Source organism: Streptomyces albus subsp. chlorinus (assembly GCF_013302895.1).
Classification (GTDB): Bacteria; Actinomycetota; Actinomycetes; order Streptomycetales; family Streptomycetaceae; genus Streptomyces; species Streptomyces chlorinus.
On record NZ_VJOK01000001.1, the window covers coordinates 5,804,580 to 5,821,124 of the forward strand.

The 16,545-nt window shown below is 71.1% G+C and carries 10 protein-coding genes; all 10 read left to right on the top strand.

Annotated features, from left to right (window positions below):
- On the top strand, positions 1 to 766 hold a 766-nt coding region (gene eccD, locus FM076_RS25345; RefSeq protein ID WP_173873226.1), incomplete at its 5' end, for a type VII secretion integral membrane protein EccD.
- A gap of 24 nt (positions 767 to 790) precedes the next feature.
- Positions 791 to 2,269, top strand: coding sequence for a type VII secretion protein EccB (eccB, locus tag FM076_RS25350; RefSeq protein ID WP_173873227.1), 1,479 nt, complete (start codon positions 791 to 793; stop codon positions 2,267 to 2,269).
- Positions 2,270 to 2,531: 262 nt separating this feature from the next.
- Positions 2,532 to 2,882 carry a hypothetical protein gene (locus FM076_RS25355; RefSeq protein WP_173873228.1) on the top strand — a complete coding sequence of 117 codons (351 nt, stop codon included), beginning with the start codon at positions 2,532 to 2,534 and terminating at the stop codon, positions 2,880 to 2,882.
- Between the two features lie 92 nt (positions 2,883 to 2,974).
- Entirely contained in the window at positions 2,975 to 3,298 is a 324-nt protein-coding gene (locus FM076_RS25360) for a WXG100 family type VII secretion target (protein WP_173873229.1), read from the top strand.
- Between the two features lie 90 nt (positions 3,299 to 3,388).
- Complete coding sequence (locus tag FM076_RS25365) at positions 3,389 to 3,877, top strand: type VII secretion system-associated protein (protein ID WP_173873230.1); 489 nt, start codon at positions 3,389 to 3,391, stop codon at positions 3,875 to 3,877.
- A gap of 105 nt (positions 3,878 to 3,982) precedes the next feature.
- Entirely contained in the window at positions 3,983 to 7,345 is a 3,363-nt protein-coding gene (locus tag FM076_RS34725; protein ID WP_173873231.1) for an AAWKG family protein, read from the top strand.
- 153 nt (positions 7,346 to 7,498) lie between these two features.
- Entirely contained in the window at positions 7,499 to 7,951 is a 453-nt protein-coding gene (locus tag FM076_RS25375) for a YbaB/EbfC family nucleoid-associated protein (protein ID WP_173873232.1), read from the top strand.
- Positions 7,952 to 7,996: 45 nt separating this feature from the next.
- Positions 7,997 to 8,365, top strand: a complete 369-nt coding sequence (locus FM076_RS25380) for a hypothetical protein (protein ID WP_173873233.1) — start codon at positions 7,997 to 7,999, stop codon at positions 8,363 to 8,365.
- Complete coding sequence (locus FM076_RS34165) at positions 8,366 to 12,103, top strand: hypothetical protein (RefSeq protein WP_243274634.1); 3,738 nt, start codon at positions 8,366 to 8,368, stop codon at positions 12,101 to 12,103.
- On the top strand, positions 11,988 to 16,545 hold a 4,558-nt coding region (locus FM076_RS34730; protein ID WP_274598934.1), incomplete at its 3' end, for a lonely Cys domain-containing protein. The genes FM076_RS34165 and FM076_RS34730, both read left to right, overlap by 116 nt.

Consider the following 16,545-nt stretch of genomic DNA (forward strand, 5'->3'; position numbering starts at 1 on the left):
GCTGCTGGCCGCCTGCGCCGCGGGCGCCGGCGGTGCGATCGTCGCCCTCGCGGCCGTGGCCTCCTTCGCGGCGCTCTTCCTCTGCTTCGCCGTCGTCATGGTCGTCGGAACCCTCGCCGGTGCCCTGATGGCCGTCACCGACCTGGGACCGCCCCAGGTGGCCGGCATCCTCGCCCTGGTGGCCGTCGTCCTCGGAGCGTTCGTCCCCTCGCTGGCCTTCCGGATGTCCGGGTTGCGCATGCCCCCGCTGCCGACCAACGCCGAACAGCTGCAAGAGGGCATCGAACCGCACCCCACCTCCGTGGTCTCCGCCCGCGCGGTGCTCGCCGACGGCTGGATGAGTTCGCTGTACGGGGCGGTGGGCGCGGTGTGCGCGGTGTGCCTGGCGGTGCTCACCCACGACGGGGGACTCGCCGAGGCCGTCATGGCGGTCGTGCTCGCGCTGCTGCTGCTCCTGCACGGGCGCGGGCTGGGCAACGTCTGGCAGCGGCTCTCCCTCTTCGTGCCCGCGGCCGGCGGCCTGCTGCTGCTCGTCCTCTTCGGCGCCCTGGGCTCCTCACCGGACAACCGGCTGCTGCTGGCCGCGAGCCTTCTCGCCGCCACCGCGGGCCTCGCCATCGCCTCGTGGACCGTGCCCGGCCGGCGGCTGGTCCCGTACTGGGGCCGGGCGGCGGAGATCCTGCACTCCGCCACCGCCATGGCCCTGCTGCCGCTGGCCCTGTGGGTGCTCGGTGTCTACGGCGCCCTGCGCGGACTGAACGGCTGACGGCCCGAACCGGAGGAAGGCACAGTGCAGTCCAAGCGCGACCAGGTCCAGGCGCACATGTTCGTCATGGGGCGGCTCACCTCGGGCATGCTGCGTGCCGACCCCGACGCGCCCGAGAGCCCCCAGGGCAGGACCAACCGCGGAGTCGCCCTCAGTGTCGTCATCGCCCTGCTGATCGCCGCCGGGTCCTTCGTCTTCGGGCTGCTCAAGCCGGGGGAGAAGAACTCCTGGCGGGCGCCGGGCACCCTGGTGGTCAACAAGGACACCGGCGGCCGGTACCTCTACCTGGACGGACGGCTGCGCCCCGTGCGCAACCACACCTCGGCGCGGCTCCTCCTCGGCGCGGACATGAAGACCGTGTCCGTGGGCGGCACTTCGCTGCGCGGCACCGCCCACGGCGCCCCCGTGGGCATCGCCGGCGCACCCGACGACGTGCCGGGCGGAGATGTTCTGACCACCGACCCGTGGCAGGTGTGCTCGGCCTCCGGCGACGGCAGGACCGCCACCGCGCTGGCCGTCGGCAAGGACCTCCCGGGCAGGGGCCTTCGTGACTCCGAGGGACTGCTGGTCACCGGGCCCGACAAGACCCCTTATCTGGTGTGGCGGGGCAGCAGGCTGCGCCTGGACGTGGCCGGCGGGGCCCGTGAGGCCCTCGGCTACGGCTCACGCGACTGGCTGCCGGTGTCCGCCGCGCTGCTCAACTCGCTGCCGCCCGGCCCGGATCTGGCCGCACCCGACGTACCGTCGCGCGGACGGCCGGGCCCGGAACTGGGCGGGGGAAAGACCCGGATCGGCCAGGTCTTCCGCGCGTCCGCGCCCGGTGGCGAGCCCCGCTACTACGTGTTGCGCAAGGAGGGACTGGCCCCGGTCAACGCCACCGTGGCCGCGCTGCTTCTGGGCGATCCGCAGACCAAGAAGAAGGCGTACGCGGGCAGCGCGGTCAACGCCGTCCCGCTGGGCGCCGACGCGGTGACCGGCCATCTGGCGCCGGGCGCCGAGGGCGAGGACGCCCGCACGGACCTGCCCGCGAGCCCGCCCAAGGCGGTCGATCCGCCTACGGGCGAGTCCCCGTGCGTCGCGCTCCGGTCGGACGAGGACGGCACCCGGGTGAGCGTGTCCCTGGCGGACACCGACACGATCGGCCGCGCCGCGCAGGCCGCTCCGGAGGGGCTGACGCCGGCCTGTGTGCCGGTCAACCGGATCGTGGTACCGCCGGGCGGCGGGGCACTGGTCCACGCGCTCGGCGCGGGCGGCTCGAACGTGGGCAGCACGGTGTACCTGGTGACGGACAACGGCGTGAAGTACCGGGTGCCGACGGCCGACGCCCTCGAAGCGCTGGGGTACACCGCGAGCCAGGCGCAGCGGCTCCCGTCGTCCCTGTTGTCGATGCTGCCGACCGGGCCGGACCTGACCCCCTCGGCGGCGGAGTCCGGCCGCTCCGAGGCGACGACCCCGCCGTGTGACGCAGGCAGCAGGAAGAGCGAGAACCCACGCGATCAATAATTCGTCCAACCCACCGGCATATCGACTTTTGAGGAAGAATTGAGAATGCGAACCGCTCGTCGGTAGCGGAAATCCATGGAAGAGACGGTGCGGTGCGTTTGCGGCGCCATTTCTCGCCGGTAGGCATTGCTCGCGCCCTCCTGTCCTCCTATTATCTTTGCTCGGATGAACCAACTGGATGCCGGTGCCTCCGCGTCCGGTTGGGCAAGCGCGCCAGGAATTCCTGCCTGGCGGTGAGAATCCACCGGAAAGGGGCAGGCCCATGTCGGGCATGCAGCGGGCAGAAGAACAGGCCACACGGAACGGTATCCAGGCACTGGAGATGGCCTTCTCCGGCGTCCAGAGGTCGCGTCAGGACGTCGAGAACACCAAGCACGGCATGATCTCTGCTCTCCAGGGCAGCGACGGCAATGCTTTCCAGCGGCTGCTGGACTCCTGGGACGAGAACGCGGAAATCATCTCGAGGAACCTCCAGGAAATGATCGACCAGCTCAACGAGACGCTCCGGAACCAGGGTCTGACCCAGGGTTCGTCGAACGAGGCTGTCAACGAGGCGTTCTCCCAGTCGCAGACCATCTTCGACAACCTGATGGGCAGCACCGCCGGAAAGTGACCGTCCGGGGCCGGCCTCTCGCCGGCCCGCCGTCGGATGCATGAACCGGAACGCCGTCCTCCCGACAGCCATCCAGCGAGACGAGGTCACTGATGTCGGAAAACTTCACTGACGGATACATCTACGTCAGCTATGCCCACGCGGACAACGCGGTCGAGGACATGCGCCTCCAGACGCGTGAGATCCAGAAGATCATCACCAGCCTGAACGATGAGCTGAGCGTTCTGAAGAACTCCTGGGAAGGTGACGACAAGGACGCCTACGAGGAGAAGCAGAATGCGTGGAACCAGGCCGTGGACAACATGGGAAAGTGGCTCGAAACGAACGCCGCGACGCTGAACCACATCCGGGACCTCTACGCGCGGAACGAAAGTCAGCAGGCACAGGCCTGGCAAGAGGTCAGGTCCGGCCGCTGACCCCGGCGTGCCCGGGCGGCCGTTCCACACCACTATGCGGGGCGGCCGTCCGTTGTCGTCATCCGGACCGTGACGGAGAGAGGCGAGGACATGGCCGAAGGAAACCAGCCACCGACGCAGCTCAACAAGGAGTGGATCCAGAACTTCAAGGACCATGACCTGGCGGGGTTCCGCGACCGCCTCAAGGAAATAGCCGAGGACGGGCCGGGAGATCCGACGGTTCCCGCCATGAAGACCCTCAGCAACAAGGACGCGCCCATCCGCGAACTCCCCGTCGGCACACCCGTCCCGCTTGCGATCGGGAACCTCGCGCAGGACGCGATGACGCACGGGGACAAGGTGAACTCGGCGGTGGTGGACATGGTGAAAACGCTGGACGGGATCATCAGCAGCCACTTGGAGCTGTTCGAGGACATCGATTCCGCCCTCGCGGAGACCATCAAAACCCTCTTCGACACGCAGGGGCAGAGCCTGGACGCCATCGACGGCCAGAAGCTCTACGACATCTTCGAGGACGAGGACGTCGAGGCCGACCTCACGGCGTCGCCGGACGAGGAATCGGGCAAGGACGACGACTAGACGCCATCCACCCACGCCGCGCAAGGGGTACCACACCGCCTGTTCCCCCCTGGCCTCGCCGCCCGTTCCTGCCAGCTGATCCCCCCCCGTTGATGGAGTCCCGCCATGGCCGATGAGAGCGATGACAAGAAAGAGTACGCGGACTATTGGGCCCAGGCTGTCAAGCTCTTCACGGGATACGAGGCGCCGCCCAGGAGTTCCCTCTTCGACGAGATCACCGGCAACCATGGCATCAAGCAGATGAAGGTCGAGGTCACCAAGCAGGACAGCGTCGAGTCCGTTACCGGGCACGAATACGACTGGATGGTCGAGAACGCGGGCTGGGACATCCAGAACACCGACTTCGTCATCCCCTTCTACACCGCGGGCGGTTACGAGGGAGTCACCTACTACAAGGCGCGTTTCACCCTGCTCGGCGTCAAGATCGTGGGCGGCAAGCCGGTGGGCGGCGAGGTCGTCGGCAGAGAGGGGAAGAGCAACTACTCCAAGGAACTGGAGGACGGCCACTTCAAGCCGAGCAAAGACGGCACGGTCTGGAACACTCTGCCGCTGACCCAGTACTCCTACGGGACGGGGCGCGCGCTCCACGACCTGCTGGAGGAGAAGAACGGGACCCTCGGCTTCAGCTGGGGCGGCAAGGGCGTCGAACTCGGCCAGGGCGTCCGTCTGCAGTCCTTCGACATGGTGGCGGCGTCCTTCGACCGGGTGGCGAGGTTCTTCTGGAACAGCAAGAACACCATGGACGAGTGGCTCGCCCGCGTCGGCACGGAGCAGAACGACGCGTGGCTCGGCCAGGCGGCCGGCGTCTTCTGGGACCTGGTCCACCAACTCAGGCGACGGTACGACAACTACGCCGAGGACATGGGCGCCGTGGGCGAGAGCCCCTCGAAGCAGGGCGAGGCGCTCCGGAACGCGGGCGCGGCCCTGAAGAGGGAGGCCGAATTCCTCCGGGACAAGTGGGACTACTGGAGCCTCTACGAGGGCAACCCGCTCCGCTGGCTCGTCGACCTCCTGGCCGAGATCGCCGACCACTCCTGGTACCACAACCTGACGCAGGTCGACGCCGACTACACCCCCGGCTCCTACACCGCGGCCGGCAGCACGGCCGGCCACTGGGACTACACCCCGACGGCCGGCTTCACCTCTCAGGCCACGGACGCGCACAGCAGGACGTACGGCGACATGTCGAGCCTGGACACCTGGAAGAACGTGGGTGACGCGGCGATCGAGCGCTGGGAGACGTCCGTCCAGGAGAAGCTGGTCATCCCGGCCCAGGCAGCGCTGCGCAACCTGGCCACCGCGTGGGGCACCTCGACCTTCGACCTCGGCTCCATCAACACCAAGGGCGACAAGGGGCTGAAGGAATCCTTCACGGAGGACAAGACCGAGAAGGAGAAGCAGGACGCGGAGGCGAAGGCGGCCAAGGACAAGGCCGACCTGGACGCGAAGTACGAGAAGGACAAGCAGGACGCGGAGGCGAAGGCGGCCAAGGACAAGGCCGACTCGGACGCCAAGTACGAGAAGGACAAGGCGGACGCCAAGGCGGAGGCCGCCAAGGACAAGGCCGACTCGGACGCCAAGTACGAGAAGGACAAGGCGGACGCCAAGGCAGAGGCTGCCAAGGAGAAGGCGGACGCCAAGGCCGAGGCGGCCAAGGACAAGGCCGAGACGGAGGCGAAGCAGGAGGAGATCGACCGCAAGCGGGAGGAGAAGGAGAAGGAGGCGGAGGCCAGGACGGAGGCGAAGGAGAAGGAGGCGGAGGCCAAACAGGCCGAGGCGGACCGCAAGCGGGAGGAGAAGGAGAAGGAGGTCGAGGCCAGGACCGAGGCGAGGGAGAAGGAACAGGAGGAGATCCGCAAGGCCCAGGAGGCCAAGCAGGATCAGATCCGCGCGGAGCAGGACAAGAAGCAGGAAGAGACCCAGCAGAAGCAGGACGCGGCGCAGAGGCAGGCCCAGGCCTTCCAGGTCCAGCAGGCGAACCAGCAGCGGACCGAGCAGAACCGGCGGGAGAAGGAGCAGGACAAGAAACAGGCCGAGGCCGAGGCCAAGCAGGAGGAGATCCGCCGGCAGCAGGAGGCCAAGCAGGCCGAGGCGGAACAGAAGCGGGAGGAGAAGGAGAAGGAGGCCGGGGCCAGGCAGGCGGAGCAGGAGAAGAAGCAGGAGGAGATCCGCAAGGCCCAGGAGGCCAAGCAGGACCGGATTCGCACGGAACAGGAGGCCAGGCAGGAAGAGGCCGGCAAGAAGCAGGAAGAACTCCGCGCTGAGCAGGAGAAGAAGCAGGAGGAGAAGGAGAAGGAGGCCGAAGCCAGACAGGCGCAGGCCGAGGCCAAGCAGGATGAGATCCGGCAGAAGCAGGAGGCCAGGCAGGAGGAGATCCGCGCCGAGCAGGAGAAGAAGCAGGAGGCGGCCCAGCGGAAGCAGGAGGAGTACCAGCACAAGCAGCAGCAGCTCAGTCGCCAGCTGAACGGCGGCGATCTGAGTCATGACGACACCGGCGACCTGGGACGGGACTTCACCTCCGACATCTCCGGGCCCGTCAACGGCGACGACTCACTGACCAACCCCGACGGCAGCACGTCCCACCTGGACTCACACGGCCGGGTCGTGACGGAGCACCCGGACGGCAGCAGAACCGTGGTGGACCCCCACACCCAGATGGCGACCATCACCAGGCCGGACGGCAGCACGTACTCCGGCCCGCTCAACGCGGGCGACTCGCTGCCCGTCCCCGGCGGCGGCACGACGCACCTGGACCCGCAGGGCCAGGTCGTCACCGAGTACCCCGACGGCAGCATCTCGCGGGTGGACCCGGACACCGGTGCCACCTCGATCACCAGCCCGGACGGCACGACGACCACCGGCTACCTCAACGACCCGGGCAGCGCCGCCCCGGGCCACCCGGGCTCCCAGCTGAACGGCGGCCACTCCGGCCCCCTGAACACCCCCTCCTACGACTACGGCGACCCCTCCTACGAGGAGGAGCTGTACGACGACTCGCCCTACCGGGAGCCGACGCTGGGCGGCGCGGCCGGCGGAACCGACGGCGCGGCGAGCCGCGGGACGCCGCTCAACAGCGGCCCCATGCCGGGCATGGGTGCGGGCGGCGCGGGCATGGGCGGGATGCCGATGGGGGGCATGCCCATGGGCGGAATGGGTGGAATGGGCGGTGCGGGGGGCAAGGGCAACGACGGTCCCTCCGAGCGCGTCCGCAACGTCATCGACACCGGCGAGGTGGTCAGCAACCGCCGCCCCGGCGCCGCACCGCGCGGCAAGGGCGTATACGAGGAGCGGCAGGCCGTCACCACCAGTGGTGCCAGTCCGTTCCTGCCGCCGATGGCCGGCGGCGCCGGCGGGTCGGGACAGACGGAGACCGAGAGCAGCGAGCGCGAGCGCGAGGTCTGGGAACCGGAGGACGACGACGTCTGGGGCACGGACGAGGGAGGTGCGCCGGCGGTGATCGGTCGCTAGTCCACTGGTCGAACCGCCTTGGTGAGAACCGTTGTTTCTGGTTGAACCGCCCTGGTGACAGCCGTCGTTCGGCGCCCGTCGCGCTCGGCCCGACACGGCCGGCGTCTCGTTGCGCGGGCGCACTGACCTCACTTTCCCTGAACAGGAGTTCTGTTGTCCGAGTCGTTGCAGGAGCGCATCACCCAGGCCATGGCGGAGCTGGAGGCCACGCAGGCGGCCGTCGCGCGGGCGCAGGCGGACCTCAGCCAGGCGTCCGCGACGGTGCGTTCCAAGGACCGCGTGGTGGAGGCCACCGTCGGGGCGCAGGGCGAGCTGACGGGGCTGAAGTTCGTCGACAACAAGCACCAGAACATGACGGGCCCCCAGCTGGCCGCCTCGGTCATGGAAGCGGTCCAGCAGGGGCGGGCGCAGATGGCGCGGCGGGTGAGGGACACCTTCGCGCCCTTCACCCAGCCCGGCCCCGAGGGATCGGTCCGCCGGGGGCTGGACGTCGACTGGGACCGCATCTTCGGATCGGCGCTGAGCGGCGGCCAGGCCGGCTCCGGCCGGTGGACCCGGAACCGGCTGCGAGACGAGATCGACGAGGACGACGAGCACATCGGCTGAGCGAAGAAGACGAGCACATCGGCTGAGAAAAGAAGGGGAGGGGCAGTGAGCGGTTACCACAACACCTACGAGGCGGATCCTGTCGGCCTGCGGAAGACACTCCAGCAGCTCGAAGGGCTGGCGGGCGCGCCGAAGCAGATGCGCGTCAAGTTCGAGCGCACGGTGCAGGCCACCAGCAACTGGAACGGCACGGACGACGATTTCTACAAGCAGACCGAGGACCAGGACAAGCAGCAGATCGAAAGCTGCCGTGCGGTGGTCGACTCCCTCTCGGAGTTCCTGACGGGGTTGCAGTCGGCGGTGCGGCAGAGCCTGGGCAGCATCGAAGGCGTCCATCAGGACGTCCAGGAGAAGATTCACGACGCCCAGTCGAACGCCGGTGACTACACCAGCGGGGACCACGGGAAGCGCTGAATGTTCGACATCGAGTATCCCAAAGAAGTCAGCGACATGCTCTTCGTCCTGATCGGCGAGAAGCCGCTTCAGGCGAAGGCCGGTCTGGCGTGGGATAGTCGATCCTCGTACACGGACCTCGCCGCGGGAATCCAGGATCTCCGCCTGGAGATGCTCGACTCGATCCAGCGCGGTAAGCAGTACCTCCCGCCCAACGTCGCCGACGCCTATGAACAGGCCCTGTCCCGGGTGGTGAACCGCAACGGGACCGACGTCCTCCAGCAGTTCATCGGCCAGCTGGAGAGGTTCACCGACGACCGGGGCAAAGCCTCCCTCCAGATCCAGCAGGCCCACTTCGAGATCATCATGGAGGTCTTCTGGCTGATCCTGGAGCTGGCGCTCCTGGAGGCGATCGCCGCGTTCACCGGCGGTGCCTCCGTCTCGGAGATGATCCTGGCCCGCATGCGGGCCAGGCTGGCGATCATGTTCGCGATCGACCGGCTCCTGCGGTACGTCCAGGCGTTCCCGTCGCTGTCCGAGGCGTTCGAGGAAGCCATTCAGAACCTGGCCGCCCAGCTTCTGACGATGACCATCAATCCGCCGGCACAGAAGGCCGACAAGGTCAACTGGACGGAAGTCGGCATCTCGGCGGGTGTCGGCGGGCTGGCCGGATTCTTCATCAGCCACTTCGGGAAGTGGGGGTTCAACCTCAAGAACTCGCTGTCGAACATCTTCAAGAACAATTTCGGCAAGGACCTGTTCGGCAAGTTCGACATCCGCTTCAACAACCCGTTCACCAGGAAGAACGCCAACAACGCGGCGTTCGACATTCCCACCGCCTTCGCGGCCGAAGCCTTCGGTGAGAACTTCGCCGTCGCGATCGTGCTCCAGAAGTGGGACTGGATGTCCGTTCTCGGCTCCGGCCTCAGCGGAGTGTCCGAGATCTTCATGGCGAAGCCGTTGGAACAGCTGTACCACAGCTTGCACTCCAAGCTCTTCCCGGACGGCAACCTCTTCACCAAGTTCCAGCAGAACAGCACCCGGATCTTCCTGGACCGGCTCAGCAGCGAGCACGGCAACCGGTCCGGGACCACCCCGGGTCCCGGGACGACGCAGCCCACGCCCCCGCCGGCCCCTGCCACGCCGCCCCCGACGGTGGGCAACTCGCCCGTGGCGCCCCCGCCCGTCCCCACCCCGCCGTCCTCGCCGCCGCCTCCCACTCCCGTCACCAGCAGCGGACCCGCCGCCACGACGACCGACAGCGGCTACTACTCGGACGGTTCGGGCGTCTCGGACACCTCGTCCCGCCCGGCGGACGCCTCCGACACTCCCGTCACCTCGGAGACCGAATCGCTTTCGAACACCGGCTCTGTCTTCTCCGGCCCCTCCGTGGTGTCGTCCTCGTCCGATGTCTCGTCCTCGTCCGATGTGTCGCCCTCGCCGGCGCTGCCGAGCACCACGCCCCTGTCCGGCATCGGGGGCAGCAACCTCAAGTCGCCGGACACGTTCAAGTTCCCGGACGCCCTCAGGACCACGGAGTACAGGGGCTCGCCGTCGACGCTGAACGACGCGACAGCCCTGAACGCCACGGACCTCACCCTGCCGGACACCGCGGCCGACGGCCTTCCGCCGACGTCGAAGAGCGTGACCCCGCCGGCCTCGGACACCGCGCCGGACACCCTGAAGATCCCGGGCTCCCTGCTCGACCCCGGTGCTGTCAACACCCTCGGTGGCCTCAACGCCCCCGGCGGGCCGAACGCCCCGGGCGGTCTCAACGCCCCTGGCGGTTCCGGGATCCCCCACTCCACGCCGACCGTCTCGCAGCAGGACGCGGAACCCACCGGCACCGAGCGGTCCGGCGGCACCCCGCACCGGAACGGCACTCCGGAGCAGAACGGCACACCGGCCGGCACCCCGTCGGCGCCCACCGCCCCGCACACCCCCGGGGCCGACACCCCCGGCACCCAGCGCCAGGCCGAGGTCGCGCAGGCCCGCGCCACGTACGAGGACGCCCTCTCCACGTACGCCGACGCCACCCGCGCCGCCGACGAACTGGCGGACGGGGCCGACTCCGGAGCCGCGTTCGACGAGGCCAGGGCCCGGGCCCAGCAGGCGCACGGCGAACTGCTCGACGCGGCGGCCAGGTTGCGCGACCTCGGTCTTCCCCCGCACGCCACGGGCCCGCACGACCCCGGCCACCCCCCGGCCCCGATCGACCGGGACGGCGCCCAGCGCGCGTGGATCGCCCGGCAGCTCACCGCAGAGGACCTGCCGGACGCCCTCGCGGAGGACCTGGCGGCACTGCACGGCCCGGACGCCGTCGTCCCCCCGGCGGAGCTGAGCGCGGCGGGCATCACCCCGGACGTGGTGCGGCACCCGGCGGCGCGTGACGACGGCGACCTACCCGTCGCCGCGCTCGGCCCGGCCGACCAGGCACGCCTGCTGATGGCGCGGCCCGGTCCCTGGCCGGCGGTGCTGGAGGCCGTCGCGGCCAACGCGTCGCTGCGCATATGGGACGGGGCGTACGCGGACTTCAAGAACGCGGCGCTGCACGGCGCTCCGCGCCCGGCGACGGCGTCGCAGCAGACCACGGCGGACACCGCCGCACCCCGGACCGCGGCAGCACAGCCCACCGTGCCGCAGCCCGCCGCGTCGCAGCCCACCCCGGCCGAGGTGGACCGGGCCTGGGACACGGCCGTCGCCCTCGTCCTGCCGCCGACGTCGGCCCCCGTGCTGGCCGACTCCCGCCACACCGAGGCCCCCTACCGGGACGCCGTCCGTCAGGTCGCCGACCACCTGCTGGCGAACGGCCCGGACGCGTCCTCGGGCCTCTCGCTCGCCACCACGCTCCGTACCTCTCTCGGACTCGGCCCCGTCGCACCCGTCACGCCCGTCGCCCCCGTCCGCGCCACGACGGCCACCGCGCCGCGGTCCCCGGCCCCTGCCCCGGACCCCCTCCTCCCGCCGGCCAGAGCCGTCACCACCTCCAGCGACCTTCCGGCCGACCCTCCGCTCACCCCCGCCCGCCCCGCCACACCCACCTCCGGCACCTCCGGCGCCGCCCGGCCCGAGCGCCCGCCACCGCCACCCCGGCCGGTGCGGCGCCCCCACGCTGCACGGCACGCGGCCCGGCACCCGGCCCGGCCGCGTGCGTCAGCCGGTGGCCCATTCCTCCTCCGGGCAGCCGATGCCCGGGGTGGGCGGCCAGGTCACGCTGCCGATCCACACCGTGCCGGTCGCCCAGCAGCCGGACGGCTCCGGCTCTTCCCCGTCGCGGCTGACGGTCTCTTTCGCACCGGGGTCCACCCAACTGTCGCGGGACGCCCGGGAGTCGGTGGTGCGGCTGGCCCGCCGGGTGGCCCGGGACGGTCTGCGCAACCACCGCCAGAGGACGGCGATGGACATGGTGGTCATCACCGGCCACGGGGAGTCGGCCCGCAAGGACGGCCGGGAGCGCGCCGAGGACATCCACGACGTGTTCCTGAACACCCTGGACACCGAGCTGGCCCGGCTCCAGGCAGATGTCCCCGCCGGGACACGGCGGATGGTGGCCGGCGACTTCCCCGTCGTCCTCCGCAGCCGCGGCCGGCGCGACGTGACGGATACGAACGCGGCGACGATCGATGTCCTCCAGCCGCTCAGCATGCTGGACCGGTTGCGCAAGGCCGACCCCGAACTGCGGGACGGACCGCTGGATCTGGACGCGCTGGTCCGCCGTATCCTGCACCGAGGCCCGGCCGCGCCGGTGGACGCGGATGAACGCGAACGGCTCTACCTGCTGCTCACCGACGCCTACGCCAACGGCTGGGCCGACAGCCTGGGCGCGCTGGGTGCTTACCACGCCATGGTCAAGGGGGTGCTCTCCCACAAGCGCGACCGGTACTTCACCCGGGGCGGTCGCCGTTTTCCGGGGCTCAACTGGGGCTCGGAAAAGGTCGTCACGCTGGAAACCGACCGGGTGAGCAGCCTGCGCCGGCTCCCGAACGGGCAGTTCACCTCGGCCGGCCGGACCGACGCTCCGTGGCGGGGCGGCCCGCCCCCGTACGTCGTGGTGGCCTCCGGCCGCCACGACATGGTGCGGGTGGCGTGGCCGGACGGCACGTCCCGGGACGTGCCTGTCGACGAGTTCGTGGAACTGGTGGCGCGCGACCCCGACCTGGCGAGGCTTCCTGCCGACGCGCCGATCGTGCTGGCCATTCCGCACGCGGGGGACCGGGGGCTGGATCTGCCGCGGCTGCTGGCCGAGCGGACCGGCCGCACGGTGTGGTCGCACAGTGGATTCGTCACCATCGCGGAGACGAGCCCGGGGATCTACAGCATCGGCACGTTCCACGAGCCCGGGAGGACGATCGAGGGCGACTGGATCGCCAGCCGCCCCGGCATGGCCCCCGACCGGACGGCCGATACCCCGAGTTGGTGGCGCAAAGTCGTCAACCGGACGCTGGTGGGCCTGACAGGGCAGCGGTTCGGCCGTGTCGCGATGCGCCCGGAGGAGAACGCCGAGAACGACCACGAGCCCGTTCAGCGCAGGCTCGGCTCGATGACGCACTACGCGCACTACAACATCGCCACGCGAAGGTGGGTCTCGGCGAAGCTCCCCCTGCCCAGGCCGGGCAAGCCGGGAGTGAACCGCTACTTCTTCGAGGCGCACGGCGAGCCCGGCTACGTCGCCTTCCCCTTGGAGGACGGCTTCGAATACCTCGCCCCTGACCGGGAGGCGGCACGCTACGTCGCGCACCGCAGAAGCGTGCGGGAACTCGGCAAGGACGACTGGATCGAGCTGGTCATCTGCTGGGTCGGCTCGCCCAGGCACCGCGGCGTGCAGGTGCCGGCCCCGGACAGCGAGTCCTTCTCCGGATCCTTCGTGCCCGACCCGCTCGCGCAGGTCCCCGTGGGGCAGCACATGGCGAACGAGACCCGCCGGAGGGTGAACTGCACCGTCCACGTGGACGCGATGGGCATCTACGACGATGGCGAGTACATCCGCCCTCTCTACACCGACCACCGGGGGCGAAGGGGGGCGTACACGCAGTTCTTCCCCGAGCCGGACGCCGCCGAACTGGCGCGCCGGGCGCGCGTGGCCGGGTTCCACACCGGGCCGGGCGAGCCGTCCGACGCCGTGCTGGAGCGGACGCTCCGGCTGGTGCGGGCGCTGCGGCTGACGCTCGGCAACGAGATCGACGACGACGTCCGGGTGGACCAGGACCCGGCGTACGCCGAACTGCTGCGCGGGGCCGCCGCGCTGGACCGGATGGCGCAGGATGACCCGGAGTGGGGGAGCGTGGGGCCGTTCACCCTGGACTTCCTCGACCAGGTGGTGGCGGCGAACCTCCCGCCGGGCACGGTCGCGCGACAGGGCGACTACCGCTCCGTGCTCACACGGGCAGCGATGGCCCACCCCAAGACGAAGCTGCGCCACTTCGTGACGCTGCCCGACTCCCTCGATCGTGCGCTGGACTGGTTCAGCTTCGAGGACGTCGCCGGCACGGCCGCCAGGGTCTTGGACCTGTCGGGCCCCGGTGCGGTGGGCGGCCACGAGCTGTCGCGGATGTTCTGGGCGCGGGCCAAGGCGGAGGGGGCGTTCAGCGACCCGGCCCTCGCCGGGATCACCGCCCGCATGCTCTCCCTCGCTCCCGGAACCGAGCCCACGCCCGCGCAGTTGAACGGGACCAAGGACCTGATCATGCGGGCCGTCGCCATCGGGCTCGACGGCACCGATCCCAACGTCCTGTTCCCCTACTACCTGGTGAGGGACGGCGCCCTCTCGGACGACACCGCCCTGAGCGCCCCGGCCACCCCGCACAAGGTCTCCGGGCGCGATTTCCGCGGCACCTCGAACGGCATCCTCCGCGACGTGTCCAAGATCGACACCGCTTCCGGGCCGGTGGACGCCCCCTGGACGGGGAAGGACCAGTACGGCGACGACAAGCCCGCGCCATACCTGGTGGAGGCCGCGGAGGACCCCCAGGCCGCGGACCGGGTGGTCGTCACCGTCAACTCCCGCGCCAGGAGCCTGTCGCACCAGGAGTTCGCCGAACTGCTGGCCCTTGACGAGGAGCTGTACGGCGAGCCGCTGACGACACCGGTCCTGCTGGACATCCCCTCTCTCGCCTTCCCGCAGATGACCGCCCTGATGGAGACCCTGGCCCAGCACCTCGGCCGGCGGATCTGGTGCACCACGCGGCAGTACCCCATCGACCCCGTCGACCCGCAGAACCCGGACCCGGCCCCCATGCCGGTGCGGCCCCCCGTCCCGCACTCCGCCGGCTCCCGCCCCGCGCCGCCGCCGTCCGCGCGGCGGCTCTCCACCGTGGTGTTCGAGCCCGGCTCGACGCGGGTGTCCGAGGACGACGTGGCGGACCTGGAGGACCTGGCGGACGAGCTGGCGCCGTCCCTGCTCGCGGACTGGCGGGCGGGCCGTCCGCTGCCGGGCGGTCAGGTCACCGGATTCGGCGAGGGAACGCGGGACCAGGCGCAACAGCTGGGCCAGGAGCGGGCCGAGACGGTCCTCGCCTGGTTCACGGACTCCCTGGACGCGGCGCTCGCCCGCCTCCAGCGGAACGTCCCGGAGGCGGACCGGCTCACCGCCGCTCACCTCGCCTTCACGGCCCGGGGTCAGGGCGCGGGGCCTGAGACCGGCGCCGCGGACCCGGAGGCGTCGCGGCGGACCACGATCGAACTCACCACCCCGGCCGGGGCACCCACGCGCCCGGCCCCGACCCCGGCTCCAGCTCCGGAACCCACGACAGCCGGCCCGGCCTCCCGCTCCGCGAGTGAGTCCGCCCCCGCGAGCGACTCCGGCACCGACCTCGCCGCCCCCACCGCCTTCCGGGCCGACGCCGACGCCCACACCGACACGGACGCCGACACGGCCACCGGCACCAAGGCCGACACGGCCGCCGGCACCGACACCGACACCGACCTCGGTTCCGTCTTCGACGCGGTACCGGGCCCCGGCTCCGACACCGAGTCGGACAGCGACACCGAGTCGCCCGTCGGCGCCGCCTCGCCCGCGGCGGCCGCCGGCTCCGACGCGGCTGTCGTCGCGGAGGCGGCCATCGCGACGAGTCCTGCGTCCGATCCGGCCGCCCCCGGTGCCGGGACCGTGCCGGACGCCCGTCCGGCACGGTCGGAGGAACCGGCCACGGCGCCGGTCATGACCGCGCCCGTGAGCAGCACCCCGGGCTGGGCCCGGGGCCGGCCGCTGCCGGTGGCCGCGGACGGCAATTGCATGCTGCACGCGTTCCTGGCGAGCGATCCGCTGCTGGTGAGGGACCGCCTGCCCGCCCTCTCCGGCCCCGGCCGGTCCGCCGCCGACCGGGACGCGCACGCCTGGCTGTCCGAACCCGGCGCGGTGCGCACCGAGTTGGCGAGGGGTGGCGCTCCCGGCCCGACCGACCGCCATGTCCTGGACGCCATACGGCAGTTCCTCGCCAACTACCTGACGCGGAGCCAGGGACGGCTGCCCGCCGACATCGTCCGCCAGTACCGCGGTGCCGTGCCCGAAGGGCCGGCCACGGACGTGGCGGCGATGGACGAGGTGGAGCTGGTCACCCGGCTGACCGGGCTCGGCGTCCCCGTCCCCGTACCCGACCGGAGCCGGTTCCCCGGCGCCCGGGAACTGGTGGGCGAACTGCGTGACCTGGTCCTCAGGAACACCCCGCTGACCCCCGCCGAACTGGCGGGTCTGCGGTCCGCGGTCCTGGACTGGGGCAACCGCTGGAACACCGCTGTCGGTGACACCTTCCCCCACCTGCTGGCCCACGCCTTCGGCGTCCGGATGACCCTCGCCTGGTCCCGGCACCGGCCCGACGGGCGGACGCTCCAGCGCGGACTGCGGCCCGGGATCGGCCCCGAGAGCGCCACCTGGGAGATCGAGCTGTTCCACCGCGGTCAGGTGGACGGGGCCGGACGCCCGGTGGACGGGACCGAGCACTACGAGGGCAGCGACGCCCGCCCCCGCCTCGTCTCCGGTACGGCGGCAGCCCACACGCCCCTCGCCGCACCACCCGCCGGCGGCCCCGCCATGGACCCCGGCCCCGCTTACAGCGGCCGCCCGGCCGGCCGAGGGACGCACCGGCCCGGACCGCGCCCGCGTCCCCAGGACCGGCCCGCCGACGGACGGCCCGGCGGCACAGGGCCGGGTGCCGCACGCCGCGGCGGCGAACGGCGCGGCGGCGGACGGCGGCGGCAGGACCCCC

Excerpts from the sequence above, each read along its gene's own strand:
- FM076_RS25355 (WP_173873228.1), top strand. The coding sequence starts at position 2,532 with ATGTCGGGCATGCAGCGGGCAGAAGAACAGGCCACACGGAACGGTATC.
- FM076_RS25360 (WP_173873229.1), top strand. The coding sequence starts at position 2,975 with ATGTCGGAAAACTTCACTGACGGATACATCTACGTCAGCTATGCCCAC.
- FM076_RS25365 (WP_173873230.1), top strand. The coding sequence starts at position 3,389 with ATGGCCGAAGGAAACCAGCCACCGACGCAGCTCAACAAGGAGTGGATC.
- FM076_RS34725 (WP_173873231.1), top strand. The coding sequence starts at position 3,983 with ATGGCCGATGAGAGCGATGACAAGAAAGAGTACGCGGACTATTGGGCC.
- FM076_RS34165 (WP_243274634.1), top strand. The coding sequence starts at position 8,366 with ATGTTCGACATCGAGTATCCCAAAGAAGTCAGCGACATGCTCTTCGTC.